This window comes from Paraburkholderia sp. UCT31 (genome assembly GCF_014397655.1).
In the GTDB taxonomy this organism is placed as follows: domain Bacteria; phylum Pseudomonadota; class Gammaproteobacteria; order Burkholderiales; family Burkholderiaceae; genus Paraburkholderia; species Paraburkholderia tuberum.
In genome coordinates, this window is record NZ_VZQP01000017.1 from 1 (window position 1) to 15,694 (window position 15,694).

General features: G+C 64.8%; 18 protein-coding genes. 14 read left to right on the forward strand and 4 right to left on the reverse strand.

Annotation, left to right across the window (positions count from 1 at the left end; genetic code table 11):
- The coding region (locus tag F6X40_RS16105; protein WP_187628498.1) for a transposase domain-containing protein at nucleotides 1–94 on the forward strand (94 nt) is incomplete at its 5' end.
- Nucleotides 95–150: 56 nt separating this feature from the next.
- On the opposite strand, the gene cysC is transcribed toward F6X40_RS16105, so the two are convergent.
- Both cysC and F6X40_RS16115 read right to left on the reverse strand, forming a co-directional pair.
- Nucleotides 151–789: an adenylyl-sulfate kinase gene (gene cysC / locus F6X40_RS16110; protein ID WP_187628499.1), complete on the reverse strand. Its 639-nt coding sequence runs from the start codon at nucleotides 787–789 to the stop codon at nucleotides 151–153.
- A 26-nt stretch (nucleotides 790–815) separates the two neighbouring features.
- On the reverse strand, nucleotides 816–1,835 hold the full coding sequence (locus tag F6X40_RS16115) for a chondroitin 4-O-sulfotransferase (protein ID WP_262421468.1): 1,020 nt from the start codon (nucleotides 1,833–1,835) through the stop codon (nucleotides 816–818).
- Between F6X40_RS16115 and F6X40_RS42350 the strand changes: the two genes are divergently transcribed.
- Nucleotides 1,824–2,024 (forward strand): hypothetical protein, encoded by a 201-nt coding sequence (locus tag F6X40_RS42350; protein ID WP_262421469.1) that lies wholly within the window; start codon nucleotides 1,824–1,826, stop codon nucleotides 2,022–2,024. The genes F6X40_RS16115 and F6X40_RS42350 overlap by 12 nt on opposite strands.
- Before the next feature lie 308 nt (nucleotides 2,025–2,332).
- On the opposite strand, the gene F6X40_RS16120 is transcribed toward F6X40_RS42350, so the two are convergent.
- Complete coding sequence (locus F6X40_RS16120; protein ID WP_184065087.1) at nucleotides 2,333–3,196, reverse strand: hydroxymethylpyrimidine/phosphomethylpyrimidine kinase; 864 nt, start codon at nucleotides 3,194–3,196, stop codon at nucleotides 2,333–2,335.
- Between the two features lie 383 nt (nucleotides 3,197–3,579).
- Here F6X40_RS16120 and F6X40_RS16125 point away from each other — a divergent pair, with 383 nt between their 5' ends.
- From F6X40_RS16125 to F6X40_RS16160, 8 genes are all read left to right on the forward strand, one after another.
- On the forward strand, nucleotides 3,580–3,750 hold the full coding sequence (locus F6X40_RS16125; protein ID WP_006047743.1) for a rubredoxin: 171 nt from the start codon (nucleotides 3,580–3,582) through the stop codon (nucleotides 3,748–3,750).
- Between the two features lie 383 nt (nucleotides 3,751–4,133).
- The gene (locus tag F6X40_RS16130; RefSeq protein ID WP_187628501.1) at nucleotides 4,134–5,540 is read left to right on the forward strand and encodes a hypothetical protein; all 1,407 of its coding nucleotides are present in this window, start codon (nucleotides 4,134–4,136) and stop codon (nucleotides 5,538–5,540) included.
- A 308-nt stretch (nucleotides 5,541–5,848) separates the two neighbouring features.
- The gene (locus F6X40_RS16135; RefSeq protein ID WP_090803272.1) at nucleotides 5,849–6,427 is read left to right on the forward strand and encodes a YqgE/AlgH family protein; all 579 of its coding nucleotides are present in this window, start codon (nucleotides 5,849–5,851) and stop codon (nucleotides 6,425–6,427) included.
- 10 nt (nucleotides 6,428–6,437) lie between these two features.
- Nucleotides 6,438–6,878: a Holliday junction resolvase RuvX gene (gene ruvX / locus F6X40_RS16140; protein ID WP_187628502.1), complete on the forward strand. Its 441-nt coding sequence runs from the start codon at nucleotides 6,438–6,440 to the stop codon at nucleotides 6,876–6,878.
- A complete protein-coding gene (pyrR, locus tag F6X40_RS16145; protein WP_187628503.1) occupies nucleotides 6,865–7,404 on the forward strand; it encodes a bifunctional pyr operon transcriptional regulator/uracil phosphoribosyltransferase PyrR in 540 nt (179 codons plus the stop codon). The genes ruvX and pyrR overlap by 14 nt, the downstream gene beginning before the upstream one ends.
- A 68-nt stretch (nucleotides 7,405–7,472) precedes the next feature.
- Nucleotides 7,473–8,498 carry an aspartate carbamoyltransferase catalytic subunit gene (locus tag F6X40_RS16150; protein ID WP_090803276.1) on the forward strand — a complete coding sequence of 342 codons (1,026 nt, stop codon included), beginning with the start codon at nucleotides 7,473–7,475 and terminating at the stop codon, nucleotides 8,496–8,498.
- Nucleotides 8,499–8,558: 60 nt separating this feature from the next.
- Complete coding sequence (locus F6X40_RS16155; protein ID WP_184065096.1) at nucleotides 8,559–9,839, forward strand: dihydroorotase; 1,281 nt, start codon at nucleotides 8,559–8,561, stop codon at nucleotides 9,837–9,839.
- Between the two features lie 38 nt (nucleotides 9,840–9,877).
- Nucleotides 9,878–10,735 carry a lysophospholipid acyltransferase family protein gene (locus F6X40_RS16160; RefSeq protein WP_187615921.1) on the forward strand — a complete coding sequence of 286 codons (858 nt, stop codon included), beginning with the start codon at nucleotides 9,878–9,880 and terminating at the stop codon, nucleotides 10,733–10,735.
- Here F6X40_RS16160 and F6X40_RS16165 read toward each other — a convergent pair.
- Nucleotides 10,732–11,643 carry a symmetrical bis(5'-nucleosyl)-tetraphosphatase gene (locus F6X40_RS16165; RefSeq protein ID WP_187628504.1) on the reverse strand — a complete coding sequence of 304 codons (912 nt, stop codon included), beginning with the start codon at nucleotides 11,641–11,643 and terminating at the stop codon, nucleotides 10,732–10,734. The genes F6X40_RS16160 and F6X40_RS16165 overlap by 4 nt on opposite strands.
- A 229-nt stretch (nucleotides 11,644–11,872) precedes the next feature.
- Between F6X40_RS16165 and F6X40_RS16170 the strand changes: the two genes are divergently transcribed.
- From F6X40_RS16170 to rfbC, 4 genes are all read left to right on the forward strand, one after another.
- Complete coding sequence (locus F6X40_RS16170; protein WP_187628505.1) at nucleotides 11,873–12,784, forward strand: GDP-mannose 4,6-dehydratase; 912 nt, start codon at nucleotides 11,873–11,875, stop codon at nucleotides 12,782–12,784.
- A gap of 403 nt (nucleotides 12,785–13,187) precedes the next feature.
- Entirely contained in the window at nucleotides 13,188–14,249 is a 1,062-nt protein-coding gene (rfbB, locus tag F6X40_RS16175) for a dTDP-glucose 4,6-dehydratase (protein ID WP_187628506.1), read from the forward strand.
- A gap of 10 nt (nucleotides 14,250–14,259) precedes the next feature.
- The gene (gene rfbA / locus F6X40_RS16180; RefSeq protein ID WP_090803282.1) at nucleotides 14,260–15,153 is read left to right on the forward strand and encodes a glucose-1-phosphate thymidylyltransferase RfbA; all 894 of its coding nucleotides are present in this window, start codon (nucleotides 14,260–14,262) and stop codon (nucleotides 15,151–15,153) included.
- Nucleotides 15,138–15,689: a dTDP-4-dehydrorhamnose 3,5-epimerase gene (rfbC, locus tag F6X40_RS16185; protein WP_187628507.1), complete on the forward strand. Its 552-nt coding sequence runs from the start codon at nucleotides 15,138–15,140 to the stop codon at nucleotides 15,687–15,689. Before rfbA ends, rfbC begins: the two co-directional genes overlap by 16 nt.
- Nucleotides 15,690–15,694 lie beyond the last annotated feature (5 nt).

Below are 15,694 nucleotides of genomic sequence, written 5' to 3' on the forward strand. Positions count from 1 at the left end.
CTATCTGAAAGACGTGCTGACCCGGCTACCCACTCATCGCGCCGACAACATCGCCCAGTTGCTGCCGCATCGCTGGGCACCGTCTACCGCCTGATCGAGCTCTACGGTGCCTTCACCGGGTGCTTACTTCCGGACGCCCTTTTGTCCGGATCAGGCGCCCGCGGCGTGAGCCGAGCGATGAGAGGACCTTCCGAGGCACTTTTCGCGCAGGTAGTGGAAGATCTGCGCGACGCTTTGCGCGGGGCTCAGCGTTCCCGTGTCGACGTTCAGGTCGGGATCGATCGGCGCTTCATAGGGCGCTGATACGCCGGTGAACGAGCTGATCTCGCCAGACCCCGCTTTCGCGTAAAGACCTTTGGGATCGCGGCTCGCACAGGTGGCGAGCGAGGCGGACACATAGGTTTCGACGAACTTGTCGGCTCCGATGATCGCGCGCGCCATCGCCCGATCTTCGCGTAGCGGCGAAATCAGCGCGGAAATCACGATCAGACCCGCGTCGTTCATCAATTGGGCGACGTGCGCGACCCGGCGGATGTTTTCGCGCCGGTCGTCGGGCTCGAATCCAAGGTCGCTCGCCAGACCGTGGCGGATGTTGTCGCCGTCGAGCACATAGCAGGCGTGACCGAGCGCGATCAGCTGCTCCTCGAGCGCGAACGCGAGCGTCGATTTGCCGGCGCCGGACAGGCCGGTCAGCCAGATCGTGGCGGGCATCTGATCGAACATGCGTATGCGGTCCTGCACCGCGATCTTGCCGTGGAAGCGTTGCACGAACTGGGGCGGCTCTTTCATGGATAGGTTCTCTTGGCTCTTCTGGCTCATTCGCAGTGCCAGCCTTGCCGCCACGTGCCGGCGTTGTGCAGGCTCTCGGTGGAATTGGCAATGGTAACGCGAAAGCCTTCCGGAATATCGTTCGGCAGTGGAATCGAAAATCCGCTGTATGCGCTCGGATAGCCGGCGCTCGCCACATCGGGCCGCGGCTCGCCGCTGCAGCCGGTCGCGACGATCTGCGTGCCGACCCGCACCTCGAGCGGTACTTGCCGCTGCGGCTCGCTCAGGTTGACGGCCCAGCCGCACACTACGCCGTCGCGCACCGTGTCGACAAAACCGTCGAACAGGTCGACCGGCGGACGCTGCCGGCTTCGCGCGAACTCCAGATAGGTATCGATCGGCGCGAGATCGAAGCGGCGGATCACCTCATGAACGCGCGACAGGAATGAGCCATCGATGCCGAAAACCGTCGCGCTATAGACGTGCGGATTCTCGAGCTGATTTATTTCGGACTGAATCTCGCGGACCAATTCGAGCGCATTCGAAAAGACGCTGCCCGTTTCATTCGCATAGGCTTCGACGATTCGATTCGCGTCGCGGAACAGTTCGTAATCGAGGCTATTGTCGTCGATGAACTTTTGTCTGGCTGCTTCGCTGATGTGAGCTTTGCCTTTCGGCGCACCATTGGTGCGATTCGCTTCGAAACAGAACGGTAATTTCATCCCTGTCGCACCGCACAGCCGCAATAAGAATTCGCTCATGTCCTCGCAGACGCCGACGGTACCGATCTGTTCGCGCAAATGGATTTGCGCGACGGCGAGGCTCGCTTCGTTGACCGCCGGCTCGCCGCTCAGCATCTGCACGAACAGGTTCCTGCCGCCGAGCGATTCGCTGACCCACTCGTCGAGCGACAGTACGCCTTGCAGCGCCAGAGCCTCGGTCGCCGACACGCTGACGCCGCGCATGATCTGGCCGTTCTTGCCGTTCGCCGCATACCAGTAGTGCGAGATCTGGCGTGCGAGCGGATCGCGCAGGATCGTGCAGTAGTTGACCGGATGTTTGATCATCCGATGAATGCCATACGGGAGATGACCCCCGCCTACCTGCGTCTCGAGCAGCTTCGCGCGACAGTTTCCCCAGCCATCCTGATCCCAGACAAAGCTAATGAATTGGTCATTACCTTTATTCAAATCAAAAAACGAAATAACGGTCGAACCGCCGCATTTCGGTGGATGGATGAAAAAGGTGGGAAATGACATGTGGGGACATATGACTGATCGTGATGCGTAAAGTCTAGACAAAAGATGTCATTGGCGTTGTAACGTTTAATTACGCGGTATAACGTCTGGTTGCATTGCCGACAGCAAGATTCATGCGGCTATGCACAATAAATTGACTAAGATGCCCACGAGACGAACTGGGCGCGGCAGTAGCCATAGCTACGCGCTAATTACATTATTCAATTTGGATAAATCGAATGGAAAGTCGCACCAATCGCGAAAGTCGCATTAATGAAAAAACCGGCTGACAGCGGGTTTCTAGTCGATGCCGACGAATGGCGAGGTCAGTGCCGCGCTTCCCCCGGCGCCGCGCCCTTGCCTTGCGCGGGCGGCGTTTCGTCTTCATCGCTGCTGCGTGCCCAGAAGAAGCGATCGGGCATGTACGCCCCCATGCCGGGCCGGAACGCATTGCGCACTGCCTGATACAGATACTCCTGGCTTTCGCGCACCGCTTCCGCGGGCTCCTGGCCGTTGGCGAGAAGCGCGGCGATCGCCGCGCCGAGCGTATCGGTCAGGCCCGTCAACCGATGCGGCGCGCGGTCCCACATGTCCTGACGCAACTGGCCGTCCTCGCTGAAGAGTGTGTTGACGAGCCGATGCGTGCCGGTTTCGGTCGACAGAATGTACTCGCAGCCCTGCGACAGCAGGTGCGAGATCGCCGCGTCGAGGCTCGGCGCCTCCGCGTCGCCGTCGGGCTGCGCGAGCGCGAGCAGCGTCGCCGAGTCGGCGACTAGCAGCGTGGTTTGCGGCGCGAGCAGATCGGCGATCGCTTCGCGCAGTTCGTCGGCGGCGAGCACGTGCTCGTCGTCGAGCGTGAAGTCCGGGGTGAGGATCAGCGGGACGTCGTCGTAGTCGGCGACAACTTCCGCGATCGCGCTGACCACTTCGGCGCGCGTGCACGCGCCGACCTTGAATGCGGCGATCGGCATGTCCTCGAGCAGCATGCGCGCCTGCGTCGCGACGATGTCCGGGTCGAGCCCGGTGACTTCGTCGCAGTTCGCCGAGTCGCGCACGGTATAGCCCGTGAGCACGGAAACGCCGTGGCAGCCCATGCTGGCAAGTGTCAACAGGTCCGCCTGCAGGCCGGAGCCGCCGGTGGGGTCGGAGAGACCGAAGGTGAGGACGATCGGAGGCGTGTCGCTGGGCATGAAAATGGATAAGGAAAGCAGGATTTCGGCGCGCAATGCGCAATTGGCTCAATTATGCGGCCTAAACCGAGGAGAGGGCGTTTTTTCGCGCGGCGGTGATCGCCAGAGGCTGGCTCGCGGCCCGCTGACGCGCGGCCGGCGGGGATCGCGTTGAGGTTGCCACGCTAGCGCCGCGAGCTTGCCGAGGGCGCCCTCTATCGCGCTGCCGGGTGTCCCCACCGCCATGCGGCATGACGCCGCGAGCGTCGTGCGGACGGCGCGCGGGCGCACCGCCGAAGCCCGGTCCACGCTACGATTGCGAGTTTTCGATTGCTAGGCATGGGGGCGGCAACACGGTACCATCATGGCTCCCGCTTCCACGGACTCAACGACGCGACAAAAGAATGGAATATCAAAGTTGGATGTGCCTGATTTGCGGCTGGATTTACGACGAAGAGGCCGGCTTGCCCGACGAAGGCATTGCGCCGGGCACGCGCTGGGAAGACGTACCCATCAACTGGACGTGTCCGGAGTGCGGAGCGCGCAAGGAAGACTTCGAAATGGTCCAGATCTGAAGTTCGGCAAGCCGCCGGCGTCAGCCGGTCGGTCGGTCGTTCGTTCGCGTCGCTTGATCATTGTTCCGGCGTCGCGGTTTGATGGGCTCGTGCGACACGCCGGAAGCTTCGGCCCCCAAACCGGGTCCCGAGATTCGGTCCGAACCTGAACCCTGAGCTTCGATCCCGAAAAGTCAGCGGCGTCATCCGCCGCGCAATTGCTGCAATCGCTTGATGCGTCCGGCACGCCCGGCGCCTGTCCGAGCGCGCCGGCGCGGAACATCGCCGGTCGCGTCGTGTCGCAACGGTAGTCTGTCATTGTCCTGTCGCCGGTTCGCGCGGTGGCCGCTCACTCAGCATGCGGCGCGAAGCGACGGCCCCCGTCAGCTTCGTGTCGCCTGCCCATGACTCTTCGATCCGCAGCACCCGTTTCCATCGATGCACTGCCGAACCCGCGCGGCGGCGCGGTCCGCTCTGCGGAACTCGCGCTCGCCGAGGCGTCGCTCGCGTTCGAGCAGCGCGACGAGAGCGGTGCCGCGCTGCTGCGCGCGTCGCATGCATTGCGCACGGCGGGCTGGCTCAGCGCGCAGCGTTTCACCGACGCCCTCGTGCGGCTCTCGCCGCTCGCGAGCGGCGAGCCAGCCGAAGCGGAAAGCGCGCGGCCAGTGTTCGGCGCGGCGCTGCGCGACTTCCGCGCGGCGCTCGAGCGTCACAATCTGCGCGAGCTCAGTTGCTCGCCGACGCTGTTCAACCACTACCGCGAGCTGTGTGCGCAACTCATCGAACCCACGCCCGGTTCCGCCGTTGCGTTCGAAGACCTCGCGCTGTGCGCGCGGCCAGTGCCGCCGGCTTCGCTGCACGCGCAATCGGCCGATCAGCTTGCCCATCTGCGGGCGCGCTACGAGCGCGCGTTGCTGCCGGTGCTGCGCTCGCAGGCCGACACAGGCAGCGCGGTGGCGCTTGCGGTCACGAACGCCGCGCTCGACGAGCTCGACGCCGTGTTCACCGAACTCGCCGGCCCCGATCCGTATGACTTCTGGCGGCTCGCGCGCGCCTGCGCGAAGGCGCTGCGCGCGCGCGGCCACGCAATCCGCGATATCGAGGCGCGGCGCTTCTACGCGCGCTGCAACCTGGCGCTCGCCGATCACGCGCGCGGCATCGAGCGCGCGCCGCGTTCGCTGGTGCGCGCGACGCTCGCGCTGCTGTGGCGCGACTACGCGCTGTTCGGCGCGGCCGCGCAAGACGCCGACCAGGTCGAGGTGCTGCACGATTATGGCTTGACCGTCGACTGGCACGTCGCCGGCACGCAGTCGTCGGAAGCGCTGTGGGAGGCGGGCGCGCTCGAGGCGCAGTCGCTGCCGCACACGCGCGATCTCGGCGTGCTGAGCGTCAACGCGAACGCGTACGAAGACTTCCTGCAGACCGCCGACGCGTCCATCGAGGCGCTGGCCGCCCATGCGCGCGCGGCCGATCAGCCGGAAAAAGCCGACCCGAGCGAAGCGCTGCAGGCGGGCGACGCCGCCTACCGGCTGGGCTCGGCCGCCTGCGCGCTCGGTCTCGGTCACGTGGCGCTGCTCGCCGACGCGCTCGGTCTCGCATGGCGGCGTCGTGCGCATGCGAGCGTCGCGACGCCGGCGGTGCGCGCGCACGTGATCGTCGGCGCGCCGCCGGCCGACACGCTCGAGCAGGCCGCCGAGGCCTTGCGTGCGTCGCTGCACAAGGTCGCCGCGGGCGTTGGGCCGGCCGGCGGCAGCTTCACGCAGGCGGCGCTCGCCGCGCTCACGCGTGCGATCGAGCAGGGCGGCGCATGAAGCGCAAGCCGGGTCGAACCAAACGCGCGACGTGGCGCGCGAATTGCGTCCGCAACGCTACGACCGACGCGCGCCGAACCCGCTTAGACCCATTGTGACAAGTCACAATCCCGCTACTTCGCGACGCGCGCCGAACGTGCCGTTCTACGCGGTGTTTCGGCGCCTGATCGCGGCATGGCGCAAGTCGCGCGCGTGATAGAGTGCAACTTGATCCGGCGTCGATGGCGCGTCGCATAGCGTGCAACCCAACGGGTTGCAATGCTCAAAGCAGCCCGCCATCGCGCATCGTCTTTGCTAAAATCCGAACTATGTCCAAGAGTACCGATCGCATCAATCTGACCAACCAGTTCCTGATCGCCATGCCGAACATGGCCGATCCGACGTTTTCAGGAACGGTGGTCTACCTTTGCGATCACAGTGAGCGCGGCGCGCTCGGCCTCGTGATCAACCGGCCGACCGATATCGACCTGCAGGCGCTCTTCAATCGCATCGATCTGAAGCTCGAGATCGAACCGCTTCTCCATGTCCCCGTGTATTTCGGCGGCCCGGTGCAGACCGAGCGCGGCTTCGTGCTGCACGATCCGAAAGGCGGCAGCGCATACACGTCGTCGATGTCGGTGCCGGGCGGGCTCGAAATGACCACGTCGAAAGACGTGCTCGAGGCCGTCGCGAGCGGCAACGGTCCGGAGCGTTTCCTGCTGACGCTCGGCCACGCCGGCTGGGGCGCGGGTCAGCTCGAAGACGAAATCTCCAAGAACGGCTGGCTCACGGTCGAGGCCGATCCGAAGATCGTTTTCGACGTGCCCGCTGAAGATCGTCTCGAAGCGGCGCTCGCGCTGCTCGGCGTGTCGTTGTCGATGCTGTCGGGCGAGGCCGGGCACGCATGAGGGGCCGCGCATGAATCTGCCGGCCGGACGTGAGGCGACGCTGCTTGCGTTCGACTACGGAGAGAAACGCATCGGCGTGGCAGTCGGCAATTTGCTGACGCGCCGCGCGCGGCCGCTCGTCGTCGTGCAGAACCGCAGCAGGGAGTACCGCTTCGAAGCGCTCGGCAAGCTGATCGCCGAATGGAAGCCCGATGCGCTGGTGGTCGGCCTGCCGATGCACCCCGACGGCACACCGCACGAGCGCACGCAACTCGCGAAGCGCTTCGGCAACCAGCTGAACGGCCGCTTCAATCTGCCGGTCACGTGGGTCGACGAGCGCTACTCGTCGGTCGAGGCCGAGGCGGAAATCCGCGCCGGCAATGCCCGCGCCGACATGCTCGACGCCGAAGCCGCGAGCATCATCCTCCAGCAATATCTAGACGGACTTTCCGACGATCATGAGTTCCATTGACGCCGAAGCGCTGTATCGCGCGTTGCTCGACCAGATTCGAGCGGCGTATGGCGACCAGCTCGCCGCCACGCAAGCCGGTGCCGACGCGGCGGTACTGGCGGGTATCCATAGCGGCGGCGCGTGGCTCGCCGAGCGGCTCGCGCGCGACCTGAAACTGCCGAGCTTCGGCGTGGTGAACGTCGCGCTGCATCGCGACGACTACGCGAAGAAAGGGCTGCACGCGCAAGCAAGCCCGACCTCGCTACCGTTCGAGGTCGATGGCCGCCGCATCGTGCTCGTCGACGACGTGCTGTACACCGGCCGCACGATTCGCGCGGCGCTCAACGAGCTGTATGACTATGGCCGGCCGGCATCGGTCGAACTCGCGGTGCTCGCCGATCGGGGCGGACGCGAGTTGCCGGTGGCGGCGCGCTTCGTCGGTGGCGTGGTCGACGTACCCGCCGACGCGACGCTCGTGCTGGCCCGTGAAGACGACGGCGCGGGCGGCCAGCGGTTTTCTTTTCACACTGAAGCACGCGTCGATTGAAACGCGCGTGAGCGGCGTGTCGACGCGACCTCGATCACGTTGAAGCCCGTATTTGAAGCAGGTACATCATGAACACCGCCACCCCGGCTCCGCAAGATTCCTCCGCTAGCGCATCCGAGCGCTTCCGCTACGGCTTCCTGAAGGGCAACCCGCAGCTCACGAAGAGCGGCGAGCTCAAACATCTGCTGTCGATCGAGGGGTTGCCGAAGGCCATCGTCAATCACATTCTCGAGACCGCCGACCAGTTCGTGAGCGTGACCGATCGCGAAGTGAAGAAGGTGCCGCTGTTGCGCGGCAAGTCGGTGTTCAACCTGTTCTTCGAAAACTCGACGCGCACGCGTACCACGTTCGAGATCGCGGCCACGCGGCTGTCGGCCGACGTGCTGAATCTGAACATCAACGCGTCGTCGACCAGCAAGGGCGAATCGCTGCTCGACACGATCAACAACCTGTCGGCGATGCACGCGGATCTGTTCGTCGTGCGTCATGCGTCGAGCGGCGCGCCGTTCCTGATCGCGCAGCACTGCGCGCCGCACGTGCACGTGATCAACGCCGGCGACGGCCGTCACGCGCACCCGACGCAGGGTCTGCTCGACATGTACACGATCCGCCACTACAAGAAGGACTTCACGAAGCTGCGCGTGGCGATCGTCGGCGACATCCTGCATTCGCGCGTCGCGCGCTCGGACATTCATGCGCTGACCACGCTCGGCGTGCCCGAAGTGCGCGCGATCGGTCCGCGCACGCTGCTGCCGGGCGGCCTCGAACAGATGGGCGTGCGCGTGTTCCACAACCTCGACGAAGGTCTCAAGGATGTCGACGTGATCATCATGCTGCGCCTGCAGAACGAACGCATGAGCGGCGCGCTGCTGCCGTCGTCGCAGGAGTACTTCAAGAGCTGGGGGCTCACGCCCGAGCGTCTCGCGCTCGCCGCCCCCGATGCGATCGTGATGCACCCCGGCCCGATGAACCGCGGCGTCGAGATCGACTCGCAGGTCGCGGACGGCCCGCAATCGGTGATCCTGAATCAGGTCACGTTCGGTATCGCGGTGCGCATGGCGGTGATGGGGATCGTCGCGGGCAATAACGACTAAGCAACGACTGATCGGGAAGCCGAACGATAGGCTGAACCACAGGTTTAACAAAGGCAGCGCATGAAGATTCATATTCAAGGCGGCACGCTGATCGATCCGGCAGCGGGCACCGAACAGCAGCAGGATATCTTTATCGAGGCGGGCAAGATCGCCGCCTTGGGCAACGCGCCGGCCGGCTTCCAGGCGGAGCGCACGCTCGACGCGCGCGGTCTGTCGATCGCGCCGGGTCTCGTCGACCTGTGCGCGCGTTTGCGCGAGCCGGGCTACGAGCACAAGGCGACGCTGGGCTCGGAAATGGCCGCGGCGCTCGCGGGCGGCGTGACGAGCCTCGTATGTCCGCCGGACACCGATCCGACGCTCGACGAACCGGGCCTCGTCGAAATGCTGAAGTTCCGCGCGCGCAATCAGAGCAAGGCGCACGTGTATCCGCTCGGCGCGCTGACGGTCGGTCTCAAGGGGCAGGTCATCACCGAGATGGTCCAGCTGACCGAGGCGGGCTGCGTCGGCTTCTCGCAGGCCGACACGCCGATCGTCGATACCCAGGTGCTGATGCGCGCGCTGCAATACGCGAAGACCTATGATTTCACCGTGTGGCTGCGTCCCGTCGATGCGTATCTGGGCAAGGGCGGCGTCGCCGCGAGCGGCGCGCTGGCGTCGCGGCTCGGGCTGTCGGGTGTCCCGGTGGCGGCCGAAACGATCGCGCTGCATACAATCTTTGAACTCGTGCGCGTAACCGGCGCGCGCGTGCATGTGTCGCATGTGTCGTCGGCGGCGGGCGTGGCGCTCGTGCGCGCGGCGAAGGGCGAGGGCCTGCCGGTGTCGTGCGACGTCACCGTGAACCACGTGCATCTGATCGACCTCGACATCGGTTACTTCGACGCGCAGTTCCGGCTCGATCCGCCGCTGCGCCAGCAGCGCGATCGCGAAGCGATCCGCGCGGGCCTCGTCGACGGTACGATCGATGCGATCTGCTCCGCGCACACGCCGGTCGACGACGACGAAAAGCTGCTGCCGTTCGCCGAAGCGACGCCGGGCGCAACCGGCCTCGAACTGTTCCTGTCGCTGACGGTGAAGTGGGCCGACGAAGCGGGCGTGCCGCTCGCGACCGCGCTCAATCGCATCACCGCGGCGCCGGCGCAGGTGCTCGGCCTCGAAGCGGCTGGCCGCATCGCGCTCGGCGCGGTGGCCGACCTCTGCGTGTTCGACCGTCACGCTCACTGGCGCGTCGAGCCGCGTGCGCTGAAGAGCCAGGGGCACAACACGCCGTTCCTCGGCTACGAGCTGCCGGCACAGGTGCGCGCGACCGTCGTGTCCGGTCAGCTCGCCTACGAACAGCGCTGAGCGGTATCGTTTCGGTCCAGTCAAGGAAAGCTCCGGCCATGAAGCTCGCGTTACGCAAGGTCCGTCTCATCACGCATCTGCTGCACGGCATGTGGACCGTCGCGACGCGCTTTCCGAACGCGAGCGCCGAGCGGCGTCACGCGCTCAATCGCGCGTGGTCGCTGAAGATGCTGCGGCTGTGCGGCATGCGCCTCGTCGTGCATAACGACGCGGTGCGGCTCGATCGTGGCGTGCTCGTCGTCGCCAATCACATCTCGTGGATCGACATCTACGTAATTAACGCGTGGCGGCCGACGCCGTTCGTCTCGAAGGCGGAGATCCGGCAATGGCCGGTGGTCGGATGGCTCGCACAGCAGCTCGATACGGTGTTCATCCAGCGCGAGAAACGCAGCGACGCGAAGCGCATCATGCACGAACTCGCCGCACGGCTCAGCGCGGGTGAACTGATGTGCGTGTTCCCCGAAGGCACGACGTCGAACGGGCTCGAGTTGCTGCCGTTTCACGCGAACATGTTCCAGGCCGCGGTGTCGGCCGGTGTGCCGGTGCAGCCGCTGTGCATCATGTACGAGGACGCGCAGGGCCGGCAGTCGACGGCACCCGCATATATCGACGACGTGTCGTTGTCCGACTCGCTCGACATGCTGTTGCGTGGCGGTCCGCTGACCGCCCACGTATATGTTGGCGCACCGCTCGCGCCGGACGCGGACCGGCGGGTGCTCGCGGCGCAGGCTCAGCAGGTGGTGGCGAACGCGTTGCGGGACATGCAGGCCGGCAACGCAGTGGCGGGGACGGTTGCGCAAGAGGGCGACGTTGTAGATGCTGCGTCGTCGAGCGACGCCGCTGAGACGGCGGAAACGCTGATCGAGCCCGTCGATCAGCCGCGCCGCTCGGTCTAGCGGCGGCGCTGCCGGGCAGCGTCGCCGTCTTCTGTTTGGTTGCCCCCGCGCGGCACGCCGCGCGAATCGCAATCGACTTGCGTCAACGTCCGCTCAGCCGGGTTTTTCGCGAGCCGTACCGCCGACAGCTTCTGCCCCCACACGCAACCCGAGTCGAGGCCGATCAGGTTGTCGCGCAACATCAGGCCGAGCGCGGCCCAATGACCGAACACGACGGTCACGTCGGCGGTCTTGCGCGACGGCACGTCGAACCACGGCATGCAGCCGCTCGGCGTGGATGCGAGCGTGCCGCTGCTGCTGAAATCCATCACGCCATCGGCGCTGCAAAAGCGCATGCGCGTCAACGCGCTGCACGTGACGCGCAGACGCTCGATACCCTTCAGGCCCGGCTTCCAGCGGTTCGGTTCATTGCCGTACAAGCCGGCAAGCGTCTCTTTCCAGTTCGGCGCACGCAGCGCGCGTTGCAACTCGTCGGCGAGTTCGAGCGTCAGCGTCGCATCCCATTGCGGCAGCACGCCCGCATGCACCATCAGCATGCCGTTGTCGAAATGCGCGAGCGGGCGGTGGCGTATCCACTCGAGCAGATCGGCGGCATCGGGCGCGGCGAGGATCTCTTCGATCGTGTCGCCTTTCTTCGACTTGCGAATCCCCGCCGACACCGACAGCAGATGCAGATCGTGATTGCCGAGCACCGGCACCGCGCGCTCGCCGAACGCGATCACGTCGCGCAAGGTGTCGAGCGAGTCGGGGCCGCGGTTGATCAGATCGCCGGCGAACCACAGAGGTGTGCCGTCCGGCGGCGCGGCTTTGGCCAGCAGTTGCCGAAACGGTGCGCGGCAGCCTTGCAGATCGCCGAAAGCAAGAGGGACGAGGGGAGCGGAGGTACTGGAAGCGTTAAGGGGTGTCATCGAGGAAATCAAGGCGATTCGATACGCGCGGTGCCGCACGACGCGTGCCACGCTGGGCAGAGCAGCAAGATAGCGTGACATAATAGCCCGTTTGGGGTTCGGGTATCGCGCGATCACGTTGCGGGACGCGGGTGGAACACCGCCGTAACACGGCACCGCGGCAACCACGCATGGACCGCGCGCGATTCCAATACAACAACAGGATGACTCTCTCGTGAACGAAGCCAGCATGTCGTCTTCCGCGGCGAAGCAATCATTTCGCACGCTCGTCACCGGTGCGAACGGTTTTACCGGCCGCTATCTGGTCGAGAAGCTGACCGGGCGCGGCCATACCGTGATCGAAGCGGTGTCCGGCCGCGACGAGCCCGACACGCCGACACGCGTCAAACTCGACATCACCTCACCGGAAGACTGCCGGCGCGTGCTCGAAACCGTGCGGCCCGATTTCATCGTGCATCTGGCCGCGATCAGCTTCGTGGGGCACAACGATCCGCTCGACTTTTATCGCGTCAACGTGATCGGCACGCAGAACCTGCTCGAAGCCTGTGTCGCGATCGGCCATGTGCCGCGCAAGCTGCTGATCGCAAGCAGCGCGAACGTGTACGGCAACGTCAGCAGCGCCGCGATCGACGAGAGCTTCCCGCTTATGCCGGTCAATCATTACGCGGCCAGCAAAGCGGCCATGGAAGCGCTGGTGCGCACATGGTTCGACCGCCTGCCGATCCTGATCGTGCGGCCGTTCAACTACACCGGCCGCGGCCAGGCGGTGAACTTCCTCGTGCCGAAGATCGTCAGCCACTTCGCGCGGCGTGCGGCATCGATCGAACTCGGCAATATCGACATCGCGCGCGACTTCTCTGACGTGCGTTATGTGGCGAGCGCGTACGAGGCGTTGCTCGGCTCCAATGTCGCCGCCGAAATCGTCAACGTCTGTACCGGCACGCCGTATTCGTTGCGTGAAATCCTCACGACCGCGAGCGAACTCACCGGTCACGACATCGAAGTCCAGGTCAATCCCGCCTTTGTCCGCCAAACGGACGTCAAGATGCTTGCCGGTTCGCCCGCCAAATTGCACTCGCTGGTGCCGGCGGTCGAGTCGATCCCTTTCATCGATACGCTGCGCTGGATGCTCGCGGCCTGAGCGCGCTCGCGCGAGCAACCGCCTGACGGTCTGCACCGAAGGGCCGCGTTTGCGGCCTTTCATGACGCTTTCGCCGTTCTTCTTCTTCTTCTTCGTTTCCCACTCTTTCCGCGCCGCGCCGCACAGTATGTGGCGCACATCATTACAGGCGCCAAAATGCGCGTAACCGCACCGAAAAGCCCCTTTCCACAGACCAACGGCAACGAATTCTGTCAAGCTGTTTCAAGTTGTTAGGGTTCTGGTTTTTGCACTGGGCGGCTTTATAATTGGGGATTCATAAAATTGGCGTCTGAGTGTCCACTCTCCGGGGAACGCGACGGACGACCAGAGAAACGGACACCACGCGGGGTGAACAGGTCGCAAGCTCTTCGCCGCCTGTCACTAACATCGACAAGGGAATTACATGATCCTGGTAACGGGCGGTGCCGGCTTTATCGGCGCTAATTTCGTGCTCGACTGGCTGAATGCGTCGGACGAAGCGGTGCTCAACGTAGACAAACTGACCTACGCCGGCAACCTGGGCACGCTGAAGTCGCTACAGGGCAATCCCAAACACATTTTCGCGCGCGTCGACATTTGCGATCGCGCCGCGCTCGATACGCTATTGGCCGAGCACAAGCCGCGCGCCGTGCTGCATTTCGCGGCCGAGAGCCATGTGGATCGCTCGATTCACGGTCCGGCCGATTTCGTGCAAACCAACGTCGTCGGCACCTTCACGCTGCTCGAAGCAACGCGCAGCTACTGGAACACGCTGGGCGTTGCGGAGCGCGCCGCGTTCCGCTTCCTGCACGTGTCGACCGACGAAGTGTTCGGCTCGCTGTCGGCAACCGATCCGCAGTTCTCCGAAACTACGCCTTATGCGCCGAATAGCCCCTATTCGGCGACCAAGGCCGGTTCGGATCACCTCGTGCGCGCCTACCACCACACGTACGGCCTGCCGGTGCTGACCACCAACTGCTCGAACAACTACGGCCCGTACCAGTTCCCCGAAAAGCTGATTCCGCTGATGATCGCCAACGCGCTCGGCGGCAAGCCGCTGCCCGTGTATGGCGACGGGCAGAACGTGCGCGACTGGCTGTACGTCGGCGACCACTGCAGCGCGATCCGTGAAGTGCTCGCGCGCGGCGCGCCGGGCGAGACGTACAACGTCGGCGGCTGGAACGAGAAGAAGAATCTCGAGGTCGTGCACACGCTGTGCGACCTGCTCGACCAGCAGCGCCCGAAGGCGGCCGGCTCGTATCGCGACCAGATCACCTATGTGAAAGATCGTCCGGGTCACGACCGCCGTTACGCGATCGACGCCCGCAAGCTCGAGCGCGAACTCGGCTGGAAGCCGGCGGAAACGTTCGAGACGGGGCTCGCCAAAACGGTCCAGTGGTATCTCGACAACCAGCAATGGGTCGACGAAGTCGCTTCGGGCGAATACCGGAAGTGGGTCGAGACCAACTACGCGCAGCGCGCGTAAAGGCACGGCAATGGCGCGCAAAGGCATTATTCTCGCGGGCGGCTCGGGCACCCGCCTGTATCCGATCACGCACGTCGTCTCCAAGCAGCTGCTGCCGGTGTACGACAAGCCGATGATCTACTACCCGCTGTCCACGCTGATGGTGGCGGGTATTCGCGACGTGCTGATCATCTCCACGCCGCAGGACACGCCGCGCTTCGAGGCGATGCTCGGTGACGGCAGCCAGTGGGGCATGAACATCCAGTACGCGGTGCAGCCGTCGCCGGATGGACTCGCGCAGGCCTTCATCATCGGCCGCGAGTTCGTGAACAATGATCCGTCGGCGTTGATTCTCGGCGACAACATCTTCTACGGCCACGATCTCGCGAAGCAACTCGAACGCGCCGACGATCAGACCGACGGCGCCACCGTGTTCGCGTATCACGTGCAGGACCCGGAACGCTACGGCGTGGTCGAATTCGACCAGCAGTTCCGCGCGTTGTCGATCGAGGAAAAGCCCGCCAGGCCGCGTTCGAACTACGCGGTCACGGGTCTGTACTTCTACGACAAGCAGGTCTGCGACATCGCCGCGGACATCAAGCCGTCGCCGCGCGGCGAGCTCGAGATCACCGACGTGAACTCGCGCTACCTCGCGAACGCGGCGCTCAACGTCGAGATCATGGGGCGCGGTTATGCGTGGCTCGACACCGGCACGCACGATTCGTTGATCGAAGCCGCGACCTTCATCGCAACGCTGCAAAAGCGCCAGGGTCTGGTGGTCGCGTGTCCGGAAGAGATCGCGTACCGGCGTCAGTGGATCGACGGCGAGCAGTTGCTCGCGCTCGCCAAACCGCTCGCGAAGAATGCCTACGGGCAATATCTGCAAAACATTCTCACGGATCACGTCGCATGGCCATCCAGGTAACCGCAACCGCGCTGCCCGAAGTCAAGCTCATCGAGCCGAAGGTGTTCGGCGATGCGCGCGGCTTCTTTTTCGAAAGCTTCAATGCGCTCGAATTCGCCGAGAAGGTCGAGCCGGGCGTCGAGTTCGTGCAGGACAATCATTCGCGTTCGGCGAGAGGCGTGCTGCGCGGTCTGCACTATCAGATCCAGCATGCGCAGGGCAAGCTCGTGCGCGCGGTCGAAGGCGAGGTGTTCGACGTCGCCGTCGACATCCGCAAGAGCTCGCCGAACTTCGGCAAGTGGGTCGGCGTGACGCTGTCGGTCGAGAACCATCGGCAGCTGTGGGTGCCGCCCGGTTTCGCGCACGGCTTCGTCGTGCTGTCGGAGTCCGCGCAGTTCCTCTACAAGACCACGGATTATTGGTTCCCCGAGCACGAGCGCAGCATCGTGTGGAACGATCCGGCGATCGGGATCGAATGGCCGGTCGACTTCGAGCCGCTGCTCGCGGCCAAGGATGCGGCGGGCAAGCGTCTCGCCGACGCCGAAGTCTACGCATAAGGGGA

What these genes read in the sequence shown, in the direction of transcription:
- F6X40_RS16155 (WP_184065096.1), top strand. Translation starts at nt 8,559, where the DNA reads ATGAAGATTCATATTCAAGGCGGCACGCTGATCGATCCGGCAGCGGGC.
- pyrR (WP_187628503.1), top strand. Translation starts at nt 6,865, where the DNA reads ATGAGTTCCATTGACGCCGAAGCGCTGTATCGCGCGTTGCTCGACCAG.
- F6X40_RS16125 (WP_006047743.1), top strand. Translation starts at nt 3,580, where the DNA reads ATGGAATATCAAAGTTGGATGTGCCTGATTTGCGGCTGGATTTACGAC.
- ruvX (WP_187628502.1), top strand. Translation starts at nt 6,438, where the DNA reads ATGAATCTGCCGGCCGGACGTGAGGCGACGCTGCTTGCGTTCGACTAC.
- F6X40_RS16165 (WP_187628504.1), bottom strand. Translation starts at nt 11,643, where the DNA reads ATGACACCCCTTAACGCTTCCAGTACCTCCGCTCCCCTCGTCCCTCTT.
- F6X40_RS16120 (WP_184065087.1), bottom strand. Translation starts at nt 3,196, where the DNA reads ATGCCCAGCGACACGCCTCCGATCGTCCTCACCTTCGGTCTCTCCGAC.
- F6X40_RS16135 (WP_090803272.1), top strand. Translation starts at nt 5,849, where the DNA reads ATGTCCAAGAGTACCGATCGCATCAATCTGACCAACCAGTTCCTGATC.
- F6X40_RS16115 (WP_262421468.1), bottom strand. Translation starts at nt 1,835, where the DNA reads ATGATCAAACATCCGGTCAACTACTGCACGATCCTGCGCGATCCGCTC.
- F6X40_RS42350 (WP_262421469.1), top strand. Translation starts at nt 1,824, where the DNA reads ATGTTTGATCATCCGATGAATGCCATACGGGAGATGACCCCCGCCTAC.
- rfbA (WP_090803282.1), top strand. Translation starts at nt 14,260, where the DNA reads ATGGCGCGCAAAGGCATTATTCTCGCGGGCGGCTCGGGCACCCGCCTG.
- rfbB (WP_187628506.1), top strand. Translation starts at nt 13,188, where the DNA reads ATGATCCTGGTAACGGGCGGTGCCGGCTTTATCGGCGCTAATTTCGTG.
- F6X40_RS16150 (WP_090803276.1), top strand. Translation starts at nt 7,473, where the DNA reads ATGAACACCGCCACCCCGGCTCCGCAAGATTCCTCCGCTAGCGCATCC.
- F6X40_RS16170 (WP_187628505.1), top strand. Translation starts at nt 11,873, where the DNA reads ATGTCGTCTTCCGCGGCGAAGCAATCATTTCGCACGCTCGTCACCGGT.
- F6X40_RS16160 (WP_187615921.1), top strand. Translation starts at nt 9,878, where the DNA reads ATGAAGCTCGCGTTACGCAAGGTCCGTCTCATCACGCATCTGCTGCAC.
- F6X40_RS16130 (WP_187628501.1), top strand. Translation starts at nt 4,134, where the DNA reads ATGACTCTTCGATCCGCAGCACCCGTTTCCATCGATGCACTGCCGAAC.
- cysC (WP_187628499.1), bottom strand. Translation starts at nt 789, where the DNA reads ATGAAAGAGCCGCCCCAGTTCGTGCAACGCTTCCACGGCAAGATCGCG.
- rfbC (WP_187628507.1), top strand. Translation starts at nt 15,138, where the DNA reads ATGGCCATCCAGGTAACCGCAACCGCGCTGCCCGAAGTCAAGCTCATC.